The 26,393-nt window shown below is 35.2% G+C and carries 24 protein-coding genes, 2 tRNA genes and 1 pseudogene; 19 read left to right on the top strand and 8 right to left on the bottom strand.

Annotated elements, in window-relative coordinates; all coding sequences use genetic code 11:
• Both ACM55F_RS18405 and ACM55F_RS18400 read right to left on the bottom strand, forming a co-directional pair.
• Positions 1–477, bottom strand: a pseudogene (locus ACM55F_RS18405) (T9SS type A sorting domain-containing protein); the annotation flags it as partial.
• 463 nt (positions 478–940) lie between these two features.
• Positions 941–1,279: a hypothetical protein gene (locus ACM55F_RS18400; RefSeq protein WP_416855277.1), complete on the bottom strand. Its 339-nt coding sequence runs from the start codon at positions 1,277–1,279 to the stop codon at positions 941–943.
• A 123-nt stretch (positions 1,280–1,402) separates the two neighbouring features.
• Here ACM55F_RS18400 and ACM55F_RS18395 point away from each other — a divergent pair, with 123 nt between their 5' ends.
• The 6 genes from ACM55F_RS18395 to ACM55F_RS18370 all read left to right on the top strand — a co-directional run bounded on the left by ACM55F_RS18395 (position 1,403) and on the right by ACM55F_RS18370 (position 8,006).
• The gene (locus tag ACM55F_RS18395) at positions 1,403–1,579 is read left to right on the top strand and encodes a DUF5522 domain-containing protein (RefSeq protein WP_158589746.1); all 177 of its coding nucleotides are present in this window, start codon (positions 1,403–1,405) and stop codon (positions 1,577–1,579) included.
• A 217-nt stretch (positions 1,580–1,796) separates the two neighbouring features.
• A complete protein-coding gene (locus tag ACM55F_RS18390; protein ID WP_416855276.1) occupies positions 1,797–3,779 on the top strand; it encodes a urocanate hydratase in 1,983 nt (660 codons plus the stop codon).
• Between the two features lie 49 nt (positions 3,780–3,828).
• Entirely contained in the window at positions 3,829–4,365 is a 537-nt protein-coding gene (locus tag ACM55F_RS18385; RefSeq protein ID WP_416855275.1) for a DUF4136 domain-containing protein, read from the top strand.
• Between the two features lie 60 nt (positions 4,366–4,425).
• On the top strand, positions 4,426–4,827 hold the full coding sequence (locus ACM55F_RS18380; protein WP_416855274.1) for a group III truncated hemoglobin: 402 nt from the start codon (positions 4,426–4,428) through the stop codon (positions 4,825–4,827).
• A 38-nt stretch (positions 4,828–4,865) separates the two neighbouring features.
• Entirely contained in the window at positions 4,866–6,023 is a 1,158-nt protein-coding gene (locus tag ACM55F_RS18375; protein ID WP_416855273.1) for an esterase-like activity of phytase family protein, read from the top strand.
• 222 nt (positions 6,024–6,245) lie between these two features.
• The gene (locus ACM55F_RS18370) at positions 6,246–8,006 is read left to right on the top strand and encodes an aromatic amino acid hydroxylase (protein WP_416855272.1); all 1,761 of its coding nucleotides are present in this window, start codon (positions 6,246–6,248) and stop codon (positions 8,004–8,006) included.
• A 99-nt stretch (positions 8,007–8,105) separates the two neighbouring features.
• On the opposite strand, the gene ACM55F_RS18365 is transcribed toward ACM55F_RS18370, so the two are convergent.
• The 4 genes from ACM55F_RS18365 to alaS all read right to left on the bottom strand — a co-directional run bounded on the left by ACM55F_RS18365 (position 8,106) and on the right by alaS (position 13,516).
• On the bottom strand, positions 8,106–8,726 hold the full coding sequence (locus tag ACM55F_RS18365; protein ID WP_416855271.1) for a DUF4230 domain-containing protein: 621 nt from the start codon (positions 8,724–8,726) through the stop codon (positions 8,106–8,108).
• 2 nt (positions 8,727–8,728) lie between these two features.
• Positions 8,729–9,685, bottom strand: coding sequence for a GSCFA domain-containing protein (locus tag ACM55F_RS18360; RefSeq protein ID WP_416855270.1), 957 nt, complete (start codon positions 9,683–9,685; stop codon positions 8,729–8,731).
• A 132-nt stretch (positions 9,686–9,817) separates the two neighbouring features.
• Entirely contained in the window at positions 9,818–10,597 is a 780-nt protein-coding gene (locus ACM55F_RS18355) for a hypothetical protein (protein WP_416855269.1), read from the bottom strand.
• A 240-nt stretch (positions 10,598–10,837) separates the two neighbouring features.
• Positions 10,838–13,516: an alanine--tRNA ligase gene (gene alaS / locus ACM55F_RS18350; RefSeq protein ID WP_416855268.1), complete on the bottom strand. Its 2,679-nt coding sequence runs from the start codon at positions 13,514–13,516 to the stop codon at positions 10,838–10,840.
• 380 nt (positions 13,517–13,896) lie between these two features.
• Here alaS and ACM55F_RS18345 point away from each other — a divergent pair, with 380 nt between their 5' ends.
• The 9 genes from ACM55F_RS18345 (at position 13,897) to ACM55F_RS18305 (ending at position 22,070) form a co-directional block, all read left to right on the top strand.
• Complete coding sequence (locus ACM55F_RS18345; protein WP_416855267.1) at positions 13,897–14,874, top strand: peptidoglycan DD-metalloendopeptidase family protein; 978 nt, start codon at positions 13,897–13,899, stop codon at positions 14,872–14,874.
• A 100-nt stretch (positions 14,875–14,974) separates the two neighbouring features.
• Entirely contained in the window at positions 14,975–15,307 is a 333-nt protein-coding gene (locus ACM55F_RS18340) for a MerR family transcriptional regulator (protein ID WP_143386140.1), read from the top strand.
• Between the two features lie 80 nt (positions 15,308–15,387).
• Entirely contained in the window at positions 15,388–15,981 is a 594-nt protein-coding gene (locus ACM55F_RS18335; protein WP_416855266.1) for a LemA family protein, read from the top strand.
• Between the two features lie 149 nt (positions 15,982–16,130).
• Complete coding sequence (locus ACM55F_RS18330; RefSeq protein ID WP_416855265.1) at positions 16,131–16,568, top strand: TPM domain-containing protein; 438 nt, start codon at positions 16,131–16,133, stop codon at positions 16,566–16,568.
• Positions 16,568–17,383: a TPM domain-containing protein gene (locus ACM55F_RS18325; RefSeq protein ID WP_416855264.1), complete on the top strand. Its 816-nt coding sequence runs from the start codon at positions 16,568–16,570 to the stop codon at positions 17,381–17,383. The genes ACM55F_RS18330 and ACM55F_RS18325 overlap by 1 nt, the downstream gene beginning before the upstream one ends.
• A 175-nt stretch (positions 17,384–17,558) precedes the next feature.
• Positions 17,559–17,972, top strand: coding sequence for an RrF2 family transcriptional regulator (locus ACM55F_RS18320; protein WP_416855263.1), 414 nt, complete (start codon positions 17,559–17,561; stop codon positions 17,970–17,972).
• A gap of 246 nt (positions 17,973–18,218) precedes the next feature.
• Positions 18,219–20,774, top strand: coding sequence for a TonB-dependent receptor (locus tag ACM55F_RS18315; RefSeq protein WP_416855262.1), 2,556 nt, complete (start codon positions 18,219–18,221; stop codon positions 20,772–20,774).
• Positions 20,775–20,967: 193 nt separating this feature from the next.
• A complete protein-coding gene (locus ACM55F_RS18310; RefSeq protein ID WP_416855261.1) occupies positions 20,968–21,708 on the top strand; it encodes a DUF2490 domain-containing protein in 741 nt (246 codons plus the stop codon).
• 125 nt (positions 21,709–21,833) lie between these two features.
• Positions 21,834–22,070: a hypothetical protein gene (locus tag ACM55F_RS18305; protein WP_416855260.1), complete on the top strand. Its 237-nt coding sequence runs from the start codon at positions 21,834–21,836 to the stop codon at positions 22,068–22,070.
• 51 nt (positions 22,071–22,121) lie between these two features.
• On the opposite strand, the gene der is transcribed toward ACM55F_RS18305, so the two are convergent.
• Positions 22,122–23,432 (bottom strand): ribosome biogenesis GTPase Der, encoded by a 1,311-nt coding sequence (gene der / locus ACM55F_RS18300; RefSeq protein WP_039109002.1) that lies wholly within the window; start codon positions 23,430–23,432, stop codon positions 22,122–22,124.
• A gap of 41 nt (positions 23,433–23,473) precedes the next feature.
• Here der and ACM55F_RS18295 point away from each other — a divergent pair, with 41 nt between their 5' ends.
• On the top strand, positions 23,474–24,037 hold the full coding sequence (locus ACM55F_RS18295) for a hypothetical protein (protein ID WP_416855259.1): 564 nt from the start codon (positions 23,474–23,476) through the stop codon (positions 24,035–24,037).
• 161 nt (positions 24,038–24,198) lie between these two features.
• On the opposite strand, the gene era is transcribed toward ACM55F_RS18295, so the two are convergent.
• A complete protein-coding gene (gene era, locus ACM55F_RS18290; protein ID WP_416855258.1) occupies positions 24,199–25,080 on the bottom strand; it encodes a GTPase Era in 882 nt (293 codons plus the stop codon).
• Positions 25,081–25,197: 117 nt separating this feature from the next.
• Between era and ACM55F_RS18285 the strand changes: the two genes are divergently transcribed.
• The 3 genes from ACM55F_RS18285 (at position 25,198) to ACM55F_RS18275 (ending at position 26,043) form a co-directional block, all read left to right on the top strand.
• Positions 25,198–25,270, top strand: a tRNA-Met gene (locus ACM55F_RS18285).
• 32 nt (positions 25,271–25,302) lie between these two features.
• A tRNA-Met gene (locus ACM55F_RS18280) sits at positions 25,303–25,375 on the top strand.
• Between the two features lie 293 nt (positions 25,376–25,668).
• Complete coding sequence (locus tag ACM55F_RS18275; protein ID WP_416855257.1) at positions 25,669–26,043, top strand: ribosomal maturation YjgA family protein; 375 nt, start codon at positions 25,669–25,671, stop codon at positions 26,041–26,043.
• The last annotated feature ends 350 nt before the right edge of the window (positions 26,044–26,393 follow it).

The following is a 26,393-nucleotide window of genomic DNA, read 5'->3' as shown; positions in this document are numbered from 1 at the left end:
TAACTTATTGATCCAAAATGGGGCAATTGAAAATGGGCTAGCCTTACCATTATAGTTATTCATCGCTAAAATAGTTGGATTATTACTGTTTGTCAAATCGACAATATCTTTAAGTTGAGTAATCCCAAAAGGAGAGTTTCCAGCAGTGGAGATATTTCCTCCCACAGGTGAACACCAGTAATTGAATTGAAAATTGTTTGTAGTTCCTTCTTGAAAAACAGACAAGCTTCCAAGACCTTTATTCTTGCTTTGTGGCTCTACACGCTGCAACTCCGAACCCTGAATCAACTGTCCATCTTCCCTTAAATAGAAATTACTGTCGGCAGCATTTAACTCTAATTGCTGTTTTACAAAAACTACTTCGTTATTTGCAAAAACGTAACTATTAGGACTTACATACATCTGGGCATTTACATTGTTCTGTAAAAATAATCCAATAACAATCAACAGTGTTCGTTTAAGTAATTTTGAGTCCATAAGCCAGCATATTAAATTAATTTGTATGAAATAAATCATATTCTTTATAAGACACTACATCTGAGATAATGCCACTTTAATTTTTAAAAAATGAAATATTCTTTAGCCTTAAAAGATCTAAAAACACATTCCTAATCAAGGATTTTAGAAAATTAAATCTGTTTTGAGTTATTTTTATTTAAAGTTACAAAAAAAAGAGGATAGGAATCAGTATTAATATCGATAAAAAGTATAAATAATAGATTAAATACATATTATTTAGTTATAAATACATAATTTCTTATAATTAAAAAATTAAACAAAATGATTAAATATTTCAGGATTTCAAATAAAAAAGTATTTAACAACCTATAAGTTAATACTGTAGAATTGTTTTAGTTCAATAAATAGGAAGTGATAAAATACAATCGAATTTAACACAAAAGATTCGCATCAAGCGCAAAAATGATTCTGATAAATACTATTAATTTTTTAAGTCTAAATATTTTAAGAAGCGAAAAAAAGGTCTATTTTTTAAGTACTCAAAATTTGATTCATTCGCATAAGCTTCTCTTTCAAAACTAATGTTTCTGTAAGCCAAATTTGCATTTTTATACTGAACCAATCGAACACAATATTCTAACAAATACCAAATAAAAAAAGGAAGTATTAATAATTCTGCTTGTTGACGAAGGTGAATTTTTTCATGATTGACAAAAATTCTATTTGCTGCATCCATACCATATTTTACAAATACAAAAGGAAATACAGCCAATCCGCGATATCCTTTAGGAATTAAATATTTAGCAACAATCAGTAACATTCGCTATAAAATTTATAAATTTGTAATGATAAAATGGTTCTATTTAATGAAAATCTCAATCGTTTGAGTTAATTTGAATGAATTAGCAATCCAAATAAATTTTACAATAGAATAATCCCAAACATGATTGACCAAAGTAATGAAAATAAATTGATAGAAGGGGAAGATTTCTATTACACACCCGAGGGCTATAAATGTTTTACTGAAAAATACCATTTAAAACGTGGTTATTGCTGTAAAAGTGGCTGTCGCCATTGTCCCTATGGTTTTGATAAAAAAACAGGAACCAATAAAAAGTAACCGCATTTTAGAATCAAAATCAACAAAATAAGAAAATGTCAGTTATAAAAAACATCAAATAAAAATGGATATTTGTTCACAGAAATATAGAATCAGAATTCACAAATCCTACCACAGGTCGGATATTCGTTATCCTTAGTTGTTTCATTTTTTTTACTCGAAGTTTAAGCTTCTTAAATGAATCAACAACTAAAAATTAACGAATCAACAGCTAAAAATGACTTTTCAAGAACAAATACAACAAGGAATTCCATCGGTTTTACCAAAACCAAAACCATACGAAATTGACATCAATCACGCTCCAAAGCGCAAAGAAATTCTTTCGCTTGAAGAAAAAAAATTAGCACTTCGCAATGCCTTACGTTATTTTGAACCGCAGCATCACGCTGAATTAATCAAAGAATTTTCGGAAGAACTGGAAACCTATGGTCGTATTTATATGTACCGTTTGCGTCCAGATTATAAAATGTATGCAAGACCTATTGCTGAATATCCAGGAAAATGTGAACAGGCCAAAGCAATCATGCTGATGATTCAAAACAATTTGGATTATGCCGTAGCACAACATCCGCATGAGTTGATTACCTATGGTGGGAATGGAGCCGTTTTTCAAAACTGGGCACAATATCTATTGACGATGCAATATTTGTCTGAAATGACAGAGGAACAAACGCTGACCATGTATTCCGGGCATCCAATGGGATTGTTTCCTTCCCATAAAGAAGCTCCGCGAGTTGTCGTGACTAACGGAATGGTAATTCCTAATTATTCTAAACCGGACGATTGGGAAAAAATGAATGCATTAGGCGTTTCTCAATACGGGCAAATGACGGCAGGAAGTTACATGTACATTGGTCCGCAGGGAATCGTACACGGAACAACTATTACGGTTTTGAACGGTTTTCGTAAAATAAAACGCAGTCCAAAAGGCGGTTTATTCGTCACTTCAGGTTTGGGTGGAATGTCAGGCGCACAACCAAAGGCCGGAAATATTGCCGGTTGTATCACCGTTTGTGCCGAAGTGAATCCAAAAATAACGCACATTCGCCACAGTCAAGGATGGATTAATGAAGTGATAGAAAACGTGGAAGAACTCGTAAAAAGAGTCGCTTTGGCGCAAGCCAATAATGAAATTGTTTCTATCGCCTATCTTGGAAATGTGGTTGATGTTTGGGAAAAATTTGATAAAGAAAACATCCACATCGATTTAGGATCAGATCAAACTTCCTTACATAATCCTTGGGCGGGCGGCTATTATCCAGCTGACATTTCCTTTGAAGAAGCCAATGAAATGATGGCTAATAATCCTGATTTATTCAAAATAAAAGTACAGGAAACATTACGCAGACATACTACTGCAATCAATAAACACACTGCTAAAGGAACGTATTTCTTTGATTATGGAAATGCTTTTTTATTGGAAGCTTCCCGCGCCGGTGCTGATGTTATGGCAGAGAATCATATTGATTTCAGGTATCCGAGTTACGTACAGGATATTATGGGACCCATGTGTTTTGATTATGGTTTTGGGCCTTTTCGATGGGTTTGTGCTTCGGGAAAACCAGAAGATTTAGCCAAAACAGATTTAATTGCTTGTCAAGTTTTGGAAGAAATGGCAAAAACGGCTCCTGAAGAAATTCAGCAACAAATGCAGGATAATATTCACTGGATAAAAGGTGCACAGGAAAATAAATTAGTCGTTGGTTCTCAAGCCAGAATCCTTTATGCTGATGCTGAAGGTCGCGTAAAAATTGCCGAAGCATTTAATCAAGCGATTGCCAAAGGCGAAATAGGAACTGTCGTTTTAGGCAGGGATCACCATGATGTTTCCGGCACCGATTCTCCATACAGAGAGACTTCAAATATTTATGACGGCTCAAGATTTACGGCTGATATGGCGATACAAAATGTCATTGGAGACAGCTTTCGAGGAGCCACTTGGGTATCCATTCACAATGGCGGCGGCGTAGGCTGGGGCGAGGTAATTAACGGTGGTTTTGGTATGGTTCTTGATGGTTCAAAAGAAGCTTCAAGACGTTTAGAATCAATGCTTTTCTGGGATGTCAACAACGGAATTTCCAGAAGAAGCTGGGCTAGAAATGACGGAGCATTATTTGCAATAAAAAGAGCGATGGAGACGCAACCTTTATTGAAAGTGACCATCCCTAATATAGTAGCCGACAATTTGTTGGATTTTTAAAAATTTGAGCGTATATTTAGTAAACATATAGTAATCAAATAATCACATTATGAAAGCAATTAAACTCCTTCCCGTACTTCTACTTTTCGTAATTGCCTCTTGCAGTTCGATAAAAGTGTATTCAGATTATGATAACAATGTAGATTTTAGTCAATACAAAACGTATGCTTTTCATAAAAAAGGAATTGATCGAGTTGAAATTTCAGAATTGGATAAGAAAAGAATACTTAATGCCATAGACCGAGAATTAAGCAAAAAAGGGATGACCAAAAGTGAAAATCCAGATTTGCTGATTAATATACTAACCAAAGAAAGAGAACGAATAGACGTAAACCAATACAACGCCGGATGGGGTTATGGTTGGGGATGGGGATGGAATCCTTATTTATGGGGAGGCCGAAGTACTTATGTTTCCTCTTCAACCGAAGGAACATTGTATATTGATTTAATTGATGCCAAGAAAAAAGAATTGGTTTGGCAAGGCGAAGGTGTAGGTTATTTGACTGAAAACCGCAATGAAAAAGAAAAACAAATCAATGAATTTGTGGCAAAAATTTTAGAGCAATTTCCGCCTAAAGCAAAATAGTTTACCATTACATTTAAACATAAAAGCCTACCTTTGCGTAGGCTTTTTTTATACCCAATCATGGCACAATTTAACGACATTACCACATTCGAAGATATCAAATTACTGGTTGATACTTTTTATTCTAAAGTTCAAAAAGACGAATTTATTGGACCCATATTCAACGAAAAAATAGGCAACCGCTGGCCGGAACATCTGGAAAAAATGTATCGCTTTTGGCAAACTATTTTACTTGAAGTTCATTCTTATTCTGGAAGTCCATTTCCACCACACAAACAATTACCGATTGCCAAAGAGCATTTTGATCGCTGGATGCAAATTTTTACAGAAACTACCGATAGTTTATTTACAGGTCCATTAGCCGAAGAAGCTAAGCTTCGCGCCAAAAATATGGCTGAAATGTTCAATTATAAAATTGACTATTTTCGCAATCTTGAAAAAAAGCAAACAAACAATTCATAGTTTTTAAAGTGGGTTTTTAATCCAAAATCCGTTCCTTTTTGCAAACAGCAACACATTCTTTTATGCGTAAATTATTATTTCTTGTCGTTTTACCAGCCGTACTTCTTTCTTGTTCCAATTTAAAACAAACGGCTGAAAACAAACCAACGCCAAGTTTGAAGCTAATCAGTTCGATTGAAATTCCTTTTGATAAAACGTTTCAGAACACAAAAGTGGGCGGATTATCCGGAATCGATTATGATGCAAAAAATGATTTGTATTATTTGATAAGTGACGATCGATCGATGTTTAACGATTCTAGATTTTATACTGCAAAAATTCGTTTGTTAGAAAACAAATTAGAAGGTATCGATTTCCAAAATGTTACTATTTTAAAAAACGAAACCGGAAAAGTGTATGGCAATTGGAACACCTCACCAACTACTTCAGCAGACCCGGAAGACATCCGATTCAATCCAAAAACAAACACTTTGGTTTGGAGCAGCGAAGGCGCTCGAGTACTAACTGCAGATAAGGAAGTTTTACAAAATCCTTCCCTAAATTTTATGGATTTAAAAGGTGATTTTCTGGGCAACATCACATTACCGGAAAATTTAAAAATGCAGAAACTGGAAAAAGGCCCGAGAAACAACGGCACTTTGGAAGGAATTACTTTTGACAAAAAATATAAAAATATCTACACCAACATTGAGGAACCACTTTTTGAAGATGGCGACCAAGCCAATACCAGCAAAGGAGGTTTGATTAGATTATATCAATTTGATGCTAAAACAAAGAAGAATACTGCTCAATACGGTTACCAACTGGAACCTATTGCTCGTGAACCCAATCCGAAAGGCGCTTTTGGTGTAAATGGCATTTCGGCAATTCAATATTATGGTAAAAATCAATTGTTGGTAGTGGAACGCTCCTACTCGACCGGTACACAAGCCTGCACGATAAAAGTATTTTTGTGTGATTTGAAAAAGGCTACAAATGTAAAAAATCATAAAACCTTGCAAAACCAAAAATTAGAATTAGCGTCTAAAAAACTGATGCTGAACATGGATGATTTGGGAATTTTTATTGATAATATTGAAGGACTTACTTTTGGTCCAAAATTGGCAAATGGTAATCCCTCCATCATTTTTGTTTCAGATAATAATTTTTCTGACAAACAAAAAACGCAGATTTTGGTATTTGAGTTGGTGAATTAATAAATCCAAAAAAGCTATTAATTCTACAACTCCCCCAGCCCCGAGTGAAATGGAAAGCTTTTTGCGAAAGCCGTTTTGGTTTTTCTTGTTGCTGCAGAGCGACCAAAGGAAGCTCATGCGAAAACTTTAGAAAAACAAACGGGTTAGCAAAAACTTGCAATGAAAAGCGGGAAATAGCTCCCGAAATTTGTACTTTTGTATCATAACTACAACGATTTCGAAATGAACTCAACTATTGAAAGTAATCCGTTATTAGACCGATTGCCAAAGCACTTAAAACAATTCATTAAACCTCAGGATTATAGCGATTACACGCCGATAAACCAGGCGGTTTGGCGTTATGTGATGCGCAAAAATGTAGATTACTTATCAAAAGTGGCGCATAGTTCCTACCTAGAAGGATTGAAAAAAACGGGAATTGAGATTGACAACATTCCTAGTATGTATGGCATGAACCGTATTTTGACCGAAATAGGCTGGGCAGCGGTTGCCGTGGACGGATTTATTCCACCGAATGCTTTTATGGAATTTCAGGCGTATAATGTGCTTGTAATTGCTTCAGATATTCGCCAGCTTGAACATATAGAATACACGCCTGCACCGGATATTATTCACGAGGGCGCCGGTCATGCCCCTATTATTGCTAATCCCGAATATGCGGAATACCTGCGTCGTTTTGGGGAAATAGGCTGCAAAGCGATTTCTTCGAACAAAGATTACCAAATGTATGAAGCCATCCGACTGCTTTCGATCTTGAAAGAAGCCGAAGATACGCCACAAGCTGATATTGATGCTGCCGAAAAAGCAGTGGAAGATTTGCAGAATAACATGGGCGAATTATCCGAAATGGCACAAATCAGAAACCTGCATTGGTGGACCGTGGAATATGGTTTGATTGGAACTGTCGACAATCCAAAAATTTATGGCGCCGGACTGCTTTCGTCCATTGGTGAAAGTGCTTGGTGCATGACGGATAATGTGAAGAAAATCCCTTACGACATATCAGCAGCCAATCAGAGTTTTGACATTACAAAACTGCAACCACAACTTTACGTTACTCCAGATTTCGCATATTTAAGTTTGGTTTTGGAAGAGTTTGCCAATAAAATGGCGTTGCGTACCGGAGGATTATCGGGAATTAATAAACTGATTCATTCGAATGCTTTAGGAACTATTGAATTGAGCACCGGAATCCAAATTTCGGGAGTTTTCAATAATGTTATTGAAGAAGAAGGGAAACCCGTTTATATCCAAACAACAGGAAAAACAGCATTATCCTATAGAGAAAAAGAATTAGTAGGTCATGGAACTGGCAAACATACCGAAGGTTTTGGAAGTCCAATTGGAAAACTAAAAGGAATAAATCTCGCGATTGAAGACATGAGTCCAAGAGATTTAAGCGCTTATTCTATCACTGAAAATAAAACTGTAACCTTAGAATTTGAAGGAGATATTACCGTAAAAGGGGAAATTATTACCGGATCCAGAAACCTGCACGGAGAGATTATTTTAATCAGTTTAAAGAATTGTACCGTGACTCACGGAGAAACTATTTTGTTTCAACCGGAATGGGGAATTTACGATATGGCTGTAGGTAAAAAAGTGATTTCGGCTTTTTCAGGCCCTGCAGATGTGAATAGTTTTGATTTGATTTCGCATGTACCAACCAGCAAAACCATCAAAGCAAAACACACCGCAGAACGTGATGATTTAGAGGTTTTATACCAAACGATTCGAAACATAAGAGAAACGACGAAGGATACAGAAACTTCTTTGGCACCTATTTTTGAAAAATTACGTACTAATCATCAAAACGATTGGTTGCTGTCTGTTGAAATCGCAGAGCTTTTGAAGGACAGAAACGAACCGCAATTACTACAGGAAATAATGGTTTATCTGGATCAATTGAAAGTAAAAAGACCCGAAGTAGCGCATTTGATTGCTGGTGGTTTGGACCTGATTTTTGACAAAGAGAAAGCTTAGGTTTTTTCTCAGAAAACATAAAAAGAATTAAACACGAATTGCGCTAATTTCCACGAATTAACCTGCGGAAATTAGCGCAATTCGTGTTTAAAATTTTATTTAGAGTTTTATTTGCTGACCGAAATCTTTTTCACTTTCGATAACTTTTCCTTCGTATTGCAATTTCCAACCCATAGTATTAGTCAGAATCAATATTTTAGACAATTCACTAATTAAGCGATTCTGAGCATTTGTTTTCAAGGACGATTTTTCTATTTTCTTGGCCAAATTTGCTTTTACTGATTTGTTGATTTTATTGTAATCATCTCCCGTAAAAGGATTCAGTTTGCTTTGCTCTACATTATAAAACTGAATATCTGGGCTGATTTTGATTTCTTCTTTTGGAATACTAATAATCGTGATGGTTTTGTTTTTCTCATCGATGTCGTATTTCATTTTGTGTAAATCATATGCTACTGTTACATCGGCATTGACAATAACTAATGCTTTTTTCTCGAAAGAAAGCATATCCAGCAAGTATTTTTGTTGGTTTTTATAGGTGATGACTTCAGAAAAATGACCTTCAGTAACCACCAATTTCCCTACGTTTAGAATTTGTTGCTGAATGAGATTCGTATTGTAAGTAATATCTTCATCATCGTTTTTCTTAAAATCACAAAATTTGAACAATAAAAATATTCCGCCAATAACTGCTATTCCAATAAGTATTCTTTTAAGCATAATTAAAATTTCATGAATGAATATTGATTTTCCAATTTAGTGATTTTTTCTCTGACTTTAGACTCAAATTTAAAATGACTTTCAGAATTCGGGTTAAAAGGTTTGTGCGAAAGACTTTTTTGAATACCCTCCACTTCTTCCATCATAGAAAAAGCAGTTTCAGAAATAGATGTTTCCTTGAAACGCTTCCAGATATAATCGATTGCCACTTGATTGGGATGCAACATATCTTCGGCATAAAAACGGTAATCCCGAAGTTCATCCATCATGATTTCATAGCTAGGAAAATACTTCGTGCTCAGTTTACAGTGTTCAGTATTCAGAACGTCGTGAATTGCAGAAATTAAGTTGGCTTTACTCCATTGATTTTCGACAAAACCGTCTTTGATGTGACGCACCGGCGAAACCGTGAAAATAATATTGCAATTAGGATTTACAGCATGAATTAATTTCAGTGTATTTGCTATACTTTCCTTTATTTCTTCAACAGAAAGCAATTCTTTTTTGAACTGTTTTTGAGGTACTTTATGACAATTCGCCACAATAGAATCGCTTTCTATATTTCGATATACCCAAGAGGTTCCATAAGTGATGATGAAATGTGTTGATTCGGTTATTTGTTGATTTGTTGATTTGATTATTGCGTTTAATGATGTTAATAATTCCTCCTTATTTGAATTACTCAAATCTGAATGTACATCAAAACAATGCCACCGTTCATTGTGAAAAAAAATATCGTTTTCTGTAAATTGCTTTCCGGAAACAGCAAAATCAATTAACTTTTCAATCGCTAACGGATGAAACAAAATCCCAACTGGATTACAGCTATTTTGAAATTTAAAATAGTCCAATTTCTCCGCCATATTTACTGCAAAACAAGAACCTAAAGACATAATAGTAGCATTATAATCTATTGGATAATTACTTTTAGGAATGGGAATTTGGGTTCTGAATTGCATTGCTATTTGATTTACTACAAATTTGAATAATTTTAGTGATATAAATGGAGTTTAACTCTTTTTTCATTGGTATAAAAAAACCCTTTCAGAGTTTTAAACTTTGAAAGGGCTGCTATAAAAATAAATTTTTTCTTAATAGAAGTATTGTGTCTTCAAATAACCCGTATTTCCATTAGCAAAAATTGCTGTTTCCGAAACCCGTTCTGTTGGATAATTCTCAGAATCATATTTAAAAGAGCTTTTATAAAAATTAGCTGACGATAATACTTGATCTCCATTTGTAGTAGCTGCAATTACAGTATTTATCAAACTGTTATTTGACGAAATGGTCTCCATACGGTCTAATAATTTTTTATATCCTAAAACATTATACAACGGATTATTCTTCGAATCATAATCAAAAGTTATCCTGTAATTTGAAGTAACTCCTACTGCCGTGTTGTCTAAAATCCTTTCATCTTTGATTAAATTTTCATTTTCAAAATACAATGTTCCGTAAAATTCTTTTACTTGCTGATTCGCTGAAACAATCGTGAATCTTTCATAAGAAACAGTTTTATCTGAATTATGAATGTAATTTATTCTGTAATTACCCAAAGATTCAACTTCAACCAATTTACCTTCAAGATAACTATATTCAATAGTCTCAAGAAGCTGATTTGTTTTATTTAGCGTTACAGTTTTCGTAATTAAACCATCGGCATACGTAAAATCAGTACGTTTCTGAGCTCCGTCAATACGAACTATTTCAGTTTCATTATAAGTAAATAAAGTTGTTTCTGAAGTGCCCGATTCTGAAGTTTCAACAACTTTCTTTAGCAATTTTACACTATCGTCATTATCATTTGAACACGAATAAAGTGTCAATAAAAAAATTGATAATACCCAAAATATGTTTTTTATCTTTTTCATTATAATAAATAAATAGATTCGCCTTTATCAAAGCTTTTGACGCTACATCATTCAAACCTAGAAAAATAAAACAAAAGCTACAATATTCATCGTTACAATCCCTACATTTCGGTTAAACTACTGTTTTCAAATCTAATTACAACGCCATGTAAATACTATAAAATAAGGTATTGAACAAAAAATAAACCCTTTTAGAACTTAAGTCCTAAAAGGGTTTTTATTATAAAAAATAAATTTGTTCTACTTTACAAACTCAATTGCTTTTTCCAAAGCTTCCTTAATTCCAGCCACATTTTTTCCTCCAGCTGTAGCGAAAAAAGGTTGTCCTCCGCCCCCACCTTGGATAAATTTACCCAATTCACGAACAACTTGTCCTGCATTAAGGTTTTTCTCAGCAACTAATTCTTTAGAAACATAACAGGTTAACATTGGTTTTTCTCCCGAAGCTTCGGGATTCACTGTAGCCAAAACAAGAAATAGGTTATTCCCTAAATTTCCTAATTCATAAGCCAAATCTTTTGCCCCTTCCGGATTTAAATCCACTTGTTTCGCTAAGAATTGTATGCCGTTTATTTCCTGTATTTCTGCTGTCAAACCCGCTTTCAAATTTTTAACTTTGTCTTTCACCAAAGCCTCAATTTGTTTGGCCAATTTGGCATTTTCTTCTTGCATCGAATGAACGGCTTTCAAAATATCCTGAGGATTTTTCAACGCTGTTTTCACTTCATTCAATGTGTTTTCATACGATGCAAAATGTGCTTTAACGGCATCACTTGTAATGGCTTCGATACGACGAATTCCTGCAGCAACCGCTCCTTCAGAAACGATTTTGAAATGCCAGATTTCTGCCGTGTTTTTCACGTGGATTCCGCCGCATAATTCCATGCTTTCGCCAAATTTAATCGCACGAACCTCATCTCCATATTTCTCTCCAAAAAGGGCCATTGCTCCTTCTGAAACTGCTTGTGCAAACGGAATATTTCTTCTTTCTATAAGTGGTAATTGTTCCTGGATTCTTGCATTTACAAAATCCTCTACTTGTTGTAGTTCAGATTCTGTCATTTTAGCAAAATGAGAGAAGTCAAAACGTAAATAATTTGGATTTACCAAAGATCCTTTTTGTTCCACGTGTGTTCCCAAAATACTTCTTAACGCTTGGTGCATCAAGTGTGTCGCCGAGTGATTTCTGGAAGACAAACTTCTTAAATCCTGATTTACTTTAGCAATAAAACTGGCGTTTACATTTTCAGGCAGTTTTTTTGCAAAATGCAAAATCAGGTTATTCTCTTTTTTGGTATCGATGATTTCAATGGTTTCATTTGCAGAAACCAAAGTTCCTTTATCACCCACTTGTCCACCACCTTCTGGATAGAATGGCGTGTTGTCTAAAACGATTTGGTATAAAACGCCGTCTTTTTTACTGTCAATTTTACGGATACGAGTAATTTTTACGTCACTTTCTGATTGATCGTAACCCACAAATGTTTCTACATTTCCCGGAATTAATATGGACCAATCTTCGGTAGAAACTTCTGATGCGGCGCGGGAACGAGCTTTTTGAGCTTGCATGGCAGCATTAAAACCAGCTTCGTCCAGTTCGAATCCTTTTTCTCTAAGAATTAATGCAGTCAAGTCAATTGGAAATCCGAAAGTATCGTATAATTCAAATGCTTTAGTACCTGAAATCCTCCCCAACCCCTCCGAAGGAAGGGCTTTTTCCTCTTCGATAACTTTATCTAATAATTGTAATCCTTGGTCCAATGTTCTTAAGAATGATGCTTCTTCTTCACGGATTACATTGGTAACCAATTGTTGTTGCGATTTGATTTCCGGGAAAAATTCACCCATTTGATTGGCCAAAACTGCTACCAATTGATTGATAAAAGGTTCTTTAGTATTCAAGAAGGTAAATCCGTAACGAATCGCACGACGCAAAATTCTACGAATTACATAACCTGCTCCCGTGTTTGATGGCAATTGTCCGTCAGCAATAGCAAAAGCCACCGCACGAACGTGATCTACCACTACACGAATAGCAATATTGATTTTGTTTTGCTCTTCGCTCTCTTCGACTCCGCTCAGAGTGACATCATTTGGTGTGTATTTTAATCCTGTAATTTGTTCTACTTTTTCAATAAGTGGTGTAAAAACATCCGTATCATAATTGGAAGTTTTTCCTTGTAATGCCATACACAAACGCTCAAATCCCATTCCGGTATCAACATGTTGAGCAGGTAGTTTTTCCAGAGAACCATCGGCTTTACGGTTGAACTCCATAAATACGTTATTCCAGATTTCCACTACTTGCGGATGGTCATTGTTTACTAAGCTTTTTCCGGAAACTTTTAATTTTTCTTCTTCCGGGCGTAAATCAACATGAATTTCAGAACAAGGTCCACAAGGTCCTTGATCTCCCATTTCCCAGAAATTGTCTTTCTTGTTTCCAAGAATGATTCGGTCCTCATCAATCAATTCCTTCCAAATGTCCCAAGCTTCCTGATCGAACGGTACGTTTTCATCCGGATTTCCTTCAAATACGGAAACGTATAAATTTTCTTTTGGTATTTTATACACTTCTGTCAAAAGTTGCCAAGCCCAGTTGATGGCTTCTTTTTTGAAATAATCCCCAAAAGACCAGTTCCCAAGCATTTCAAACATGGTGTGGTGGTAGGTATCAAAACCTACATCTTCTAAGTCATTATGTTTTCCTGAAACACGAAGACATTTTTGGGTATCGGCAATTCTAGGACTTTTTGGTGTGGCGTTACCTAAGAAATATTCTTTGAACTGCGCCATTCCTGAGTTGTTGAACATCAGGGTTGGATCATCTTTTAGAACTATTGGTGCTGATGGAACGATTAAGTGTCCTTTTGATGCAAAAAAATCCAGAAATTGTTTACGTACGTCTTGTGATTTCATTTTTATTGTTTATTCGGTTATTTGTTAATTTGGTTAATCGGTTGTATCGCATAAACGAATAACCAAATCAACAAATTAACATTTTGCCCCAGATTATCTCACACGCTCTTATTTTCATAGGAGTTCACTGAACACTTAGTGTTTGCAGTGAAAAGCTTTGCGCCTTTGAAATTTATTTTTTCTTGAGATGGCAGAGCGACCGGAGGAAGCTCCTGCTAACGCATTAGAAAAAAAGATTTATAAACGAGAACTTGCAACGAATAGCTGGATTAGGCACATTATTATATTTATTCCTGAAAAAAGGGTGGAACGAATGAAACATTTATTAAATTTGTTCGACTAACCTTTTACGAAGGTGCAAAAATAGGGTATTTTAAAATATGTCGAAAGTAAAATATTATTACGATTCCGAAAATCTCGCCTACCGAAAAATAAAAACACGAAAAAGGAAAAAATTTGGTGTTGTTATCCTGTTTTTATTGGCCTCGGCATTGTTTGGTTTTTTGAGTTTTGTTGTTTTACTGAATACGCCTTATTTTGAAACTCCAAAAGATCGATTACAGGCACGTGAAATTGAAAATTTGAGATTAAATTATGCTATTTTGAACAAGAAAATAAATCAGATAAATAGCGTTATTGAAGCCATTGAAGATCGGGACAATAATTTATATCGAGTTTATTTCAATCAATCAGCAATTCCTGATGAGGAACGAAAATCGGGTTTTGGCGGAGTTAATCGGTATGCTAAATTAGAAGGATATGACAATTCCCAGTTGGTAATCAATACGACAAAAAGAATTGATGTTCTTAGCAAGGAATTAGCGATTCAGTCTAAGTCATTGGATGCCATTTTAAAATTGGCGGAAGCTAAAAATGATTTTTTGTCAGCTATTCCTGCCATTCAGCCAGTACGAAACGAGAATTTAAAACAAATGGCATCTGGTTTTGGATACCGAACGGATCCTTTTACAAAAGTGAGGAAAATGCATGAAGGCATGGACTTTACAGCAAAAACAGGATCTCCCATTTATGCTACAGGTGATGGAGTTGTAGCAAGAGCGGACAATACGGCCTCTGGATATGGAAATCATATTGTGATTCGGCATGGATTTGGATACGAAACTTTATATGCACATTTAAGCAAATATAAAGCACGGGCGGGACAACGCGTAAATCGTGGCGACATTATAGGTTATGTGGGAAGCACTGGAAGATCCGAAGGACCGCATTTACATTATGAAGTGCATAAGGATAAAAAGGTGGTGAATCCACTTAATTTTTATTACGGGAATATATCGGCAGTGGAATATGTTGCTATCGCACAATTGGCTAACCAAGAAAATCAATCATTAGACTAATGCTTTATAAAAGAGTGGTCAGTGATCCGTTTTTAGTGGTCAGGTGTAGGAGTGAAAAAGGCTACAGATAGCAGGAATTAAAAAGTCAAATAACAACAATATGCATATTGAACTTTCTAAAGACAAAAGATATTACAGCATTGGCGAAGTTGCCAAAGCATTTGACGTGAATGCCTCGCTGATTCGTTTTTGGGACAATGAATTTGATATTCTGAAACCAAAGAAGAATGCCAAAGGCAATCGCATGTTCACTCCAGAAGATGTCACTAATTTACAATTGATTTATCATTTGGTCAAAGAAAGAGGTTTTACGCTGGAAGGTGCCAAAACCCATTTGAAAGAAGGACAAAAGAAAACACTGGATAAATTTGAAATTATTCGCAAATTAGAAACGATTCGAACACAACTGACGAATATTAAAAATCAACTATAGATTGTGATTGCTGATTAACGAATGCTGATTCAGATTTAAAAAAAATAACAATTAAACACTAAACTTTAAATTAAATAAAAATGGATTTTAAAAAATTTTTACCTTGGATTATTGCAGTAGTTGTAATTATTGGAATTTACAGCTGGGCTTCCGGAATTTACAATAACGCAATGACACTTGAACAAGGTGTAAAAGAAAGTTGGGGTAATGTTCAAACCTCTTACCAAAGAAGAAATGACTTGATCGGAAATTTAGTTAAAACTGTAAAAGGAGCCGCTGATTTTGAAAAAAGCACTTTGACTGCAGTAATTGAAGCACGTGCCAAAGCAACATCAGTAACTATTGATCCAACGAATATTACTCCAGAAAAATTAGCAGAATTCAATAAAGCACAAAGTGGCGTAAGCAGTTCATTATCTCGATTATTAGTTTCAGTAGAGAGATATCCTGAATTGAAAGCGAATCAGAATTTCTTGAAATTACAGGACGAATTAGCGAGTACAGAAAATCAAATTCTAACGGCTAGAACTCGTTTTAACGAAGCAGTTAAACCATACAATAATAACATCTTAACCTTCCCAAGAAACATATTTGCAAAAATGTATGGACTAAAAGAAAAACCATATTTTGAAGCTGTTGAAGGTGCTGAAAAACCCGTTGAAGTAAAATTCTAAAGTTAGTTTTTTAGACTTCTTAGATTTTTAGAAGTAAAAATAAATCAAATTTAATTTGAAGAAACAACCTTTAAAAATTAACGGTTTTTGATTGCAGATTTAACAATTCTGAAATCAAAAATCGCTAATCTTAACTCAAAAATATTTCAATGTCAAAAGTAGACCATTTTTTAACCAAAGAAGATGAACGCGCCATTGTTGAAGCCATTCGCATGGCCGAAAAAAATACTTCTGGCGAGATTAGAGTTCACATAGAAAAAACAACTTCCATTGATGCGTATGATCGCGCAATGGAAGTTTTTCATGAACTGAAAATGGACGAAACCGAACTTCAAAACGGTGTTTTAATTTACTTAGCTGTAGAAGATAGACATTTTGTAATTTGTGGTGACAAAGGCATTAATGATGTGGTTCAAGATGATTTTTGGAATTGCACCCGTGATATCATGGTGGCAGAGTTTAAAAAAGGAGATTTCAAGCAAGGACTTATCGATGGAATTGCCAGAGCCGGTGAACAATTGCAGAAATATTTCCCTTGGCAAGAAGGCGATACGAATGAATTATCAAACGAAATATCTAGAGGATAATGCTATTACAAAAAAAGAATGCCCTAATTTCCCTAAAGCTATTTGTTTGTTTTTTATTTACACAGATAAGTTTTGCTCAATTTACCATTCCTGAAAAACCAAGTTTTCAGACTTCTGTTTACGATTATGCGAATGTTTTAAGCGCAACTGAAAAAGCGCAACTGGAAGAAAAACTCATTAAATATTCTGATTCAACCACAACTCAAATTGTGATTATCACCATAGAAACCCTTAAAGGGGAGGACATTGGTATCCTCACTCCAAAATGGGGACAAACCTGGGGCATTGGCGGAACTGCAAAAAATGACAATGGAGTTCTTATTTTATTGGCTAAAGTCGAAAAAAAAATATGGATTTCGCCAGGTTATGGCCTTGAAGACCGATTAACTGCCGGTATTGGCGGAGAAATTACCCGAAACATCATCATTCCCGAATTTAAAGCAGGAAGTTACTACAAAGGTCTTGATAAAGGAACCGATGCGATAATTGATGTTTTTAAAGGAAAATACAAAGGGGAACGGATAAAAACTAAAGATAAAGGATTCCCCATTTTACCATTAATCGTTATTGTCATCATTATACTGGTGCTGATTTCCAGAAACAAAGGCGGTGGCGGAAATTCTGGTAACAGAGGCGGTGGCATAGGCCCAAGTCTACTTGATGTGATTATTCTGAGCAGCCTTGGAAGAAACAGTGGCGGAAGCGGTTTTGGCGGCGGTTCTTCCGGTGGTGGATTTGGAGGCGGCGGAGGCGGTTTCGGCGGTGGATTTGGTGGCGGTGGTTTCTCAGGCGGTGGATCTGGTGGAGATTGGTAGATTTCAGATGGCGGTGTTCCGTTTGAATCCATACCTTCAAGACTGCATTCGACATTCAAAAACCAGCAATACTTTTAAAATTATAAATAAAAATAATTATGTTTGTTTTCCTTTCATTTTATAAATTTGAAATCGGATCTAATTCATAATTTACTATTATAAAACACATAAAAAAATGCTTTCACATAAAGCCAAATACGCGCTCAAAGCATTACTGTTTTTAGCGCAACAAGACGAAAATCATATTTCTCGTACTATTGAAATTGCCGAAGCAGCTAATATTCCAAAAAAATTTTTGGAACAGATCTTATTGGATCTAAAACGCGGACATTTCGTAGGAAGTAAACAAGGGAAATTTGGTGGTTATTATCTTTTAAAATCTAAAAACGACATTACTTTAGCCGATATTCATAGGCTTTTTGATGGTGCTATTGCCCTACTTCCTTGCGCCTCATTGAATTTTTACGAACGCTGTTCTGATTGTGTCGATGAATCGGAATGCCTATTAAGACACGGATTGATTACCATTAGAGAAGAAACTTTAAAGGCAATGGAAGGCATTACTATTGCTTCATTGGTAAAAAAATAAAAAAATATTCTTTAAACTCTACTAGTTTTATAGAATTAACTATATATTTGCCTAGAATTTAATACATAATTAACAATCCAAATTTAAGCGTATGAAAACGTACCGAAGTAAGTTTGCTTTTTTGAATAGGCAATCCCGAAAAAATCAACTAATTATAATTGAAAAAAAGAGTTTTAAAATGATGTGTATGTGCTAGTTAAAAAAATTTAATTAAAATTCTACTAATTACATATAACTTATATAATAATGAAAAATATCTATCCAAAAACAATTACAACCCTACTACTATTATTTATATTCACATCCTCTAAAGCCCAAAGTATTGTGCAAGGAGTGGTAACAAATAGCCAAAACATACCTTTACAAGGTGCAAATATCTTATTGAAAGGCACAAAATACAATACTACTACAGATTCAAGTGGTACCTTTACTATTGAAACCCAAGAAAAAATTCCTTTCTCACTTCTTATACAAAATACAGGTTATCAATCTAAAGAAATCAATATTCCAGAACTACCACCGGTAGTTTTGCAAATAATCCTTTCGGAGGAAAATCAACTTATTGAAGTGGTGATAACCTCCAGACGCCGTATTGAAAAAGCCCAAAATGTCCCCATTCCTATTTCTGTGGTAAGCGGCAAACAAGCTGAAGAAGCTGGTGCTTTCAACGTGAATCGTTTGAAAGAATTAGTTCCATCAGTTCAATTGTATTCTTCAAATCCAAGAAATACAACAATAAACATTCGGGGACTGGGTTCTACTTTTGGACTTACCAATGACGGTATCGATCCAGGTGTTGGATTTTATGTTGACGGTGTTTATTATGCCCGTCCTGCAGCTACAACATTAGATTTTATAGACGTAGAACAAATTGAAGTATTACGTGGACCACAAGGAACATTGTTTGGTAAAAACACCACTGCTGGTGCTTTCAACGTAACAACACGTAAGCCAAGTTTTATATCGGGAGCGAACTTCGAACTTAGTTACGGAAATTATGGATTCCTTCAAGCCAAGAGTTCTATTACTGGAGCTTTAACCAAAAAAATTGCAGGTAGATTATCGTTTTCAGGCACACAACGTGACGGTTTAATAGAAAATGTAGCTACAGGAAAATCTGTTAATGACCTGAATAATCAAGGTGTTCGAGGACAATTACTGTATCGACCAAGTGACAACACAGACATCCTATTGGCAGCAGACTTTTCGCGACAGCGTCCAGACGGATATGCACAAGTAGTTGCAGGAGTTGCTCCTACTAAACGAGCTCCATACCGTCAATTTGAACAAATCATAGCCGACCTAAATTACACTCTTCCGAGTCAAAATGCGTTTGACCGTAAGATTGACCATGATACCCCTTGGCGTTCCGGACAAGATTTAGGAGGTATCTCTTTAAATATAGAAACAAAAATCGGAGCAGGTGTACTGACCTCAACTTCTGCTTGGCGCTATTGGAATTGGGATCCATCGAATGACAGAGATTTCACAGGCCTTCCCGTACTACAATTGTCACAGGCAACATCAAAACACCAACAATGGTCTCAAGAAGTTCGTTATGCCGGAGAATTCTCTTCTCGTTTAAGTGGAGTAATTGGAGTATTCGCCATTGGACAAGATCTTAAGACAGACCCCTATCACATTGAAGAATCAGGTGTAGCGCAATGGCGATTTTCTCAGAGCACTACAAGCTCATTATGGGAAACACCCGGCCTATTTGATGGCTATGGAATAAGAACCCGCTCTACACTCAACACCTTCAGTGGTGCAGTATTTGGACAATTAGATTGGGCAATAACCGATCGTTTGCATGTACTACCCGGTTTAAGATACAACTACGATAATAAAAAAATTGATTACAACCGTGAGACTTATGGAGGTTTACAAACCAACGATCCTGACTTAATTGCATTGAAAAAATTAGTATATAGTGACCAAGCTTTTAAAACCAGTGTAGACGACACCAATTTTTCAGGAAATCTAACCTTGTCTTTCAAAGCCTCAGAACGTGTGAATACTTTTGCTACTTATGCAAAAAGCTTTAAACCTGTTGGTGTGAATCTAGGAGGTTTACCCACCGCAAATGGTCAGCCACTACTTGACTTGGCTATAATAAAACCTGAAGAGGTTAATCATTTCGAAATTGGGGTAAAGACTACGCCATTTGACAGAACGATAGTAAATTTTACCATTTACAACACAGACATTAAAAACTTTCAAGCACAAGTCCAAACTGCTGAATTAGGCGTAAATCGAGGTTATCTGGCCAATGCTGAAAAAGTACGTGTGCGTGGTGCTGAAATTGACGCAAGTATCACAGCGAACAAACATTTATCTTTCACTGGAGCGTTATCGTATACTGAGGGAATTTATGTAAGTTTCAAAAATGCGCCACTGCCATTAGAGGAAACTGGCTCATCAGTATCGTTCAAAGATATTTCGGGAAGTGAGTTACCGGGTATTTCAAAATGGGCGGGAACTTTAGGAGGTGATCTCTCTGATACTGGAAAATTTTTCGGGAATACCGGAAAATTCTTTGTGGCTTTAGATTCTTACTTTCGTTCTTCATTCTCATCGAGTGCCTCTCCATCAAAATATCTTGTGGTAGATTCTTATGCTTTGCTTAATGGCCGAATTGGTTTCCGTGCTTCAGAAGGTTTATCTATTTTCGTATGGGGACGCAACCTTTTAGACAAAGATTATTTCGAACAATTATTACCTGCGGCTGGAAATGCCGGTCATTATGCTGGTGTTTTGGGAGATCAAAGAACTTACGGAATTACACTTCGTTATTCTTTATAAAAGCAATCTATTCTTTTAAAACCTTAAAATCAAAAACAGCACTAATAAAATTTAGGTTTTACGGTGCTGTTTCTTCATTCAATACTACGCTTATTTAGCATTTGAATACAGTAAAATACTTTTCAAAAAAATAAAACAGAACCTATAGGATTAATGGACTTTATGTAAATTTGCCAAAATTGAAACAAACTTCATGAAACTAACCAAAATACTTTTCTTATTCTTAGTCAGTTTTATATCCCAAGCGCAAACGGAGAAAAATATAGATCATCAAAGCATTCTTTGGACACGATATAACAATCAGTTGCTATTAAATGAAAAATGGTCTTTACATACAGAATTTGACAATAGGGTCTTTTTAAAACCAGTAAAGGAAAATTTATATGTTATAAGAATTCAAGGCCGCTATAAAATCAATGAACATTTAGAAGCAGGAATTGGCTTTACTCATTTTTCCGTAACAACACAAGAACCTGAAGTATCCTATACTTTTAAAACCCCGGAATACAGAGCACAACAAGATATTACCTGGAAACTAAACGTTAGTAAAGTAACATTGATTCAACGATTTCAAGCAGAAGAACGATTTATTCATAATGCCAATAAAGAATCATTGTTACCTGGCACTACATTTTCGTGGAGATTCAGATACAGACTTCAAGCCGATTATATTTTTTGGAAAAAAGAAAATCAATATTTAAAAACTATTCTTTCAGATGAAATAATGTTCAATGCTGGGAAAACTATCCTTAAAAATACATTTGATCAAAATAGAATTTATGCTGCAGTACAATACGGCATAAATAAAAACATTGCCTTAGAATTGGGTTATTTAAACAGTTTTCAACGACGAGCAAATGGAATCGATTATTTCAATAGAGATATCATCCGATTCAGTATTTTCCACAAAATAAAAGTCCGAAAAAAAGTTTAAAACAGCATTTATCGTCTTTAATTGATAAGAATAATAAATAATTAATTTTATTTTAAATATTGATTATCAATACATTAACTTAATATTTGCAATTTCTGGCGTAACTTTAATAAAAAGATATAGCCATGAAAAATTTTGCAATTAAACTTGTTTGGTTTACTACCATATATGTTTTTGTATTTGCCGGTTTATGTCAAACTAACGTTGCTTTGCCGGTAATAATGACCCTATATTGCGTTGGCATACCATTAATCCTATTTATGGTTTATACCGTACTGCATGATGATTATAAAACAACAAAAACATTTAAAGATTGGTATGGTGATCATCCAATGGAAACTTTGGAAAAAGAAGAAAACTAATCGTACAAATCCATCTTAACCAAAAAAAATCCCGATTGCTCGGGATTTTTGCTATTTCTCTCTAATATAAATATCAATTGGTACTCCTGAAAAGTCCCAGTTTTCTCTAATTTTATTTTCCAGATAACGTTTGTAAGGTTCTTTTACATATTGTGGCATATTGGCAAAAAACACAAATTGTGGTGTTGGTGTTGGCAACTGCATACAATATTTAATTTTCACATATTTCCCTTTTGTTGCTGGCGGCGGATACGCTTCAATCACTTTCAACATAAATTCATTGAATTTTGAAGTCGCAATACGTTGTTGTCTGTTTTCGAAAACTTTTACTGTAGCTTCTAATGCTTTCAACAAACGTTGTTTTGTCAATGCCGAAACGAAAAGAATAGGCACATCTGTAAATGGCATTAATTCTTCTCTGATTTTAGCTTCATAATCACGAGTTGACATCGTTTCTTTTTCGACTAAATCCCATTTATTCACTAAGATTACAACTCCTTTACGGTTTTTCTCAGCCAACCAAAAAATACTTTGATCCTGACCTTCAAAACCACGGGTGGCATCTATAATCAAGATACAAATATCAGCATGCTCAATGGCACGAACGGAACGCATTACCGAGTAAAACTCTAAATCTTCCTTCACTTTCGCCTTACGACGGATTCCCGCAGTATCAACTAAGTTGAATTCGAAACCAAAACGATCAAATTTTGTATCAATAGAATCACGGGTTGTTCCCGCAATATCTGTAACAATATATCTGTCTTTACCAATTAATGCATTGATAAAGCTTGATTTTCCAGCATTAGGACGACCTACAACTGCAAAACGAGGCAATACAACTTCTTCCTGGGTTGGTTCTGGTTTAATAGGAAAAGCATCAATTAATGCATCCAATAAATCTCCTGTTCCACTTCCTGAAATACTGGCAAACGTATAATATTCTCCTAAACCAAGGTTATAAAACTCAATTGCATCTTTCTCACGCATCGCATTATCCACCTTATTTACAGCAAGTAAAACCGGTTTCGTCACTTTACGCAACAATCTCGCAACAGCATCATCCATTGGAGTAATCCCCTCTTCTACATCAACCACAAAAATGATAACATCAGCTTCATCAATGGCAAGTTCCACTTGTTTACGGATTTCTCCTTCAAAAACGTCATCCGACCCACGTACGTATCCGCCGGTATCAATTACAGAAAACTCTTTTCCGTTCCACTCGCTTTTACCATAGTTCCTATCACGGGTCACCCCCGATACTGAATCTACAATAGCTTCTCTTCTTTGTATCAGCCTATTAAAAAGGGTTGATTTCCCTACATTAGGTCTTCCTACTATCGCAACAATGTTATTCATAATATAAATTCAAATATTTTGCAAAGGTAGTGTTTAAAACCATGAATATCAATTTTTTTGATATATTAGCAAACCCTTATCCTTTTAATACTTACAAGTTTACTGCTATGGATACTAATAATGAGCTCAGACTTCGCTTACGGTTTTATAAAGATGTTCCGCAAAACATAGATGCTTTGCGTGTTAAATTCGCCAATTACACCCAAATCAAGTCCAAGGATTACTTTGTAAAAATCCGTGGCTATCACATTTGGTTAAACATAAAAGGGGCAAAAAAAGCGTATTGGTCTCCTCATTTACATATAGAAATGGAATCAAAAGACAAAAACGAAACTCATATCAGAGCATTATTTGGCCCTGACCCCACCTTATGGACACTTTTTATGTTCTTCCATTTTATTATTGCGGGAATCTTTTTGATTTTTTCGGGAATTACATATACTGATTATATCCTGAAAAATCCCATTACATTCGATTTAGTCATAATGGGATTAATGATTTCCGCCTGGTTTTTACTCTATATTGTAGCCAAACAGATCCGAAGTAACGGCCACGAGCAAATGAATGATCTGGAAAACTTATTCCTGGAGATTATAGAATCTTAGTTTTATTAGAAGCAATTCCAGCTCTCCGCTATATCTTTTGTGCCGTCCCGAAGTTTCGGGACTGCACAAAAGGATGCCGCTGCTATCTGGGCTAAAAAAAAAAATCAATATCAGAAATTGAATTCCAATATTGATTTTTCAAAAAAACGGACCAGAAAAAATTACTGGTTATAACCAAATCGTTTCAACATATTAGCGTTGCTTCTCCAGTTTTTATTCACTTTTACGTACAACTCAATATGGATTTGTTTTCCAAAGAATTTCTCCAAATCAACACGGGCTTCCATTCCTACTTTCTTCAAAGCAGCTCCTTTATGTCCGATGATGATTCCTTTTTGGGTCTCGCGCTCCACCATAATCAAAGATCGGATTCTAATGATGTTTTCATCTTCAAAAAACTCTTCGGTTACAATTTCTACTGCGTAAGGGATTTCTTTGCTATAATTCAACAATATTTTCTCACGGATAGTTTCATTTACAAAGAAACGTTCCGGTTTGTCTGTCAATTGATCTTTTGGGTAATATGCTGGCGATTCCGGTAACAATTCAATGATTCGTCCAAAAACTTCGGGCACATTAAAATTCTGCAATGCCGATATTGGAAAAATTTCCGCATTAGGAACTTTAGCAGTCCAGAAAGCCACTTGTTCTTCCAGTTGCGCCTGATTTGAATTGTCAATTTTATTCAATAATAATAGAACCGGAATTTTGGCATGGATTATTTTATTGAAGAACGCTTCGTCTTTCAACTCTTGTTCTCCAATTTCAACCATATAAATCAGTACATCAGCATCTTCAAAAGCGGATTTAACGAAATTCATCATTGATTCCTGCATTTCGTATGCCGGTTTGATGATTCCAGGTGTATCCGATAAGATCATTTGAAAATCTTCTCCGTTTACAATTCCAAGAATTCTATGACGTGTTGTTTGTGCTTTTGAAGTAATAATTGATAATCTTTCTCCAACAAAGGCATTCATTAGTGTTGATTTCCCAACATTTGGATTCCCGATGATGTTTACAAAACCTGCTTTATGTGACATTTCTATTATAATTTATTCCGCAAAGGTAGTCATATCAAGTCAATAGACGAAATAAAACATTTTTTAAAATTTTCGTTGGAAATACGAAAATTCGTCGTACATTTGCACCCGAAACAACGCGGGATAGAGCAGTAGGCAGCTCGTCGGGCTCATAACCCGAAGGTCACAGGTTCGAGTCCTGTTCCCGCTACTAAGAATTTTATTGAAAATACAAACGCACATCGCGGGATAGAGCAGTAGGCAGCTCGTCGGGCTCATAACCCGAAGGTCACTGGTTCGAGTCCAGTTCCCGCTACTAGAAAGCTTCAGAGAAATCTGGAGCTTTTTTTATGGAATAAATTTAGGAATTCAATAACATGAGTTACATGTAAATCCTCCATAAACTACAGCCTTACTATAATTAATTGTTGTTAGTACGATTTATACTTATATTTGTTTAGTACAAAACTGAATTTTACCCTAAAATAAACAAAAAAAGTAGTATCTAAAGTTCTTAAAAATAGAGTATCCTTTAAGAAGTACACTAGCAAACCTGTTGAATAAATGTAAACTAAAAGCTGGACGTTAAGCACAAACTAAATTAAAATTATGCTAACATTTAATAAAAACTACTTTGGCTTCGCAATTCTAATTTTTTCCATTGAGGTATTAATTGCGCTTTTTGTCAATGATAATTTTGTCAGGCCATATCTTGGCGATGTTTTGGTAGTTATCTTACTCTATTGCTTTTTAAAATCTTTTCTCAAATTACCAGTTTTAATTGTTGCACTATTTGTATTAGCTTTCTCTTTCGCCATAGAATTTCTTCAATATTTAAATATTGTCGAAAAGCTAAGTTTAGAAAAATCAAAAATTGCCAGAACTGTTATCGGAACTTCATTTTCATGGATTGATTTATTAACTTATATTGCTGGAATTGCAATAGTTATTGTTGTCGAAAAATATTGGTTTAAAAAAAAATAAAGACAGTCCCTAAAAGTGATTTTAAGCAGGTGGGATTTTAAAGCTAAACCAAAACTTCTTTTTGTATAATTGGCTTGGATAAAAACTAAAATCCTAGTTATAAAAATCCTCACCTTCTTAAAGCTTTTGAACTTAAAAAAACAACTCTTTCACGATGTTCTTTTAAATTACCTATATTATACAAAATCTCTAAATCGGGTTTTAAATCAGCTCAATAACACAATATTATAGCGATCGGATAGGAGCCTAGGGATTATTTCCCTAGGCGACCTTCCACACCACCCGGCATACGGATCCGTACCAAGGCGGTTCTTAATTTACGATACATTTTAGGTAGATGTCATTTAGGA

This window comes from Flavobacterium melibiosi, assembly GCF_048158545.1.
In the GTDB taxonomy this organism is placed as follows: Bacteria; Bacteroidota; Bacteroidia; order Flavobacteriales; family Flavobacteriaceae; genus Flavobacterium; species Flavobacterium melibiosi.
This window is presented reverse-complemented; position numbering and strand designations above follow the sequence as displayed.

Coding starts and splice junctions, on each gene's coding strand:
- ACM55F_RS18400 (WP_416855277.1), bottom strand. CDS start 1,279: ATGTTACTGATTGTTGCTAAATATTTAATTCCTAAAGGATATCGCGGA.
- ACM55F_RS18395 (WP_158589746.1), top strand. CDS start 1,403: ATGATTGACCAAAGTAATGAAAATAAATTGATAGAAGGGGAAGATTTC.
- ACM55F_RS18390 (WP_416855276.1), top strand. CDS start 1,797: ATGACTTTTCAAGAACAAATACAACAAGGAATTCCATCGGTTTTACCA.
- ACM55F_RS18385 (WP_416855275.1), top strand. CDS start 3,829: ATGAAAGCAATTAAACTCCTTCCCGTACTTCTACTTTTCGTAATTGCC.
- ACM55F_RS18380 (WP_416855274.1), top strand. CDS start 4,426: ATGGCACAATTTAACGACATTACCACATTCGAAGATATCAAATTACTG.
- ACM55F_RS18370 (WP_416855272.1), top strand. CDS start 6,246: ATGAACTCAACTATTGAAAGTAATCCGTTATTAGACCGATTGCCAAAG.
- ACM55F_RS18365 (WP_416855271.1), bottom strand. CDS start 8,726: ATGCTTAAAAGAATACTTATTGGAATAGCAGTTATTGGCGGAATATTT.
- ACM55F_RS18360 (WP_416855270.1), bottom strand. CDS start 9,685: ATGCAATTCAGAACCCAAATTCCCATTCCTAAAAGTAATTATCCAATA.
- ACM55F_RS18355 (WP_416855269.1), bottom strand. CDS start 10,597: ATGAAAAAGATAAAAAACATATTTTGGGTATTATCAATTTTTTTATTG.
- alaS (WP_416855268.1), bottom strand. CDS start 13,516: ATGAAATCACAAGACGTACGTAAACAATTTCTGGATTTTTTTGCATCA.
- ACM55F_RS18345 (WP_416855267.1), top strand. CDS start 13,897: ATGTCGAAAGTAAAATATTATTACGATTCCGAAAATCTCGCCTACCGA.
- ACM55F_RS18340 (WP_143386140.1), top strand. CDS start 14,975: ATGCATATTGAACTTTCTAAAGACAAAAGATATTACAGCATTGGCGAA.
- ACM55F_RS18335 (WP_416855266.1), top strand. CDS start 15,388: ATGGATTTTAAAAAATTTTTACCTTGGATTATTGCAGTAGTTGTAATT.
- ACM55F_RS18330 (WP_416855265.1), top strand. CDS start 16,131: ATGTCAAAAGTAGACCATTTTTTAACCAAAGAAGATGAACGCGCCATT.
- ACM55F_RS18325 (WP_416855264.1), top strand. CDS start 16,568: ATGCTATTACAAAAAAAGAATGCCCTAATTTCCCTAAAGCTATTTGTT.
- ACM55F_RS18320 (WP_416855263.1), top strand. CDS start 17,559: ATGCTTTCACATAAAGCCAAATACGCGCTCAAAGCATTACTGTTTTTA.
- ACM55F_RS18315 (WP_416855262.1), top strand. CDS start 18,219: ATGAAAAATATCTATCCAAAAACAATTACAACCCTACTACTATTATTT.
- ACM55F_RS18310 (WP_416855261.1), top strand. CDS start 20,968: ATGAAACTAACCAAAATACTTTTCTTATTCTTAGTCAGTTTTATATCC.
- ACM55F_RS18305 (WP_416855260.1), top strand. CDS start 21,834: ATGAAAAATTTTGCAATTAAACTTGTTTGGTTTACTACCATATATGTT.
- der (WP_039109002.1), bottom strand. CDS start 23,432: ATGAATAACATTGTTGCGATAGTAGGAAGACCTAATGTAGGGAAATCA.
- ACM55F_RS18295 (WP_416855259.1), top strand. CDS start 23,474: ATGAATATCAATTTTTTTGATATATTAGCAAACCCTTATCCTTTTAAT.
- era (WP_416855258.1), bottom strand. CDS start 25,080: ATGTCACATAAAGCAGGTTTTGTAAACATCATCGGGAATCCAAATGTT.
- ACM55F_RS18275 (WP_416855257.1), top strand. CDS start 25,669: ATGCTAACATTTAATAAAAACTACTTTGGCTTCGCAATTCTAATTTTT.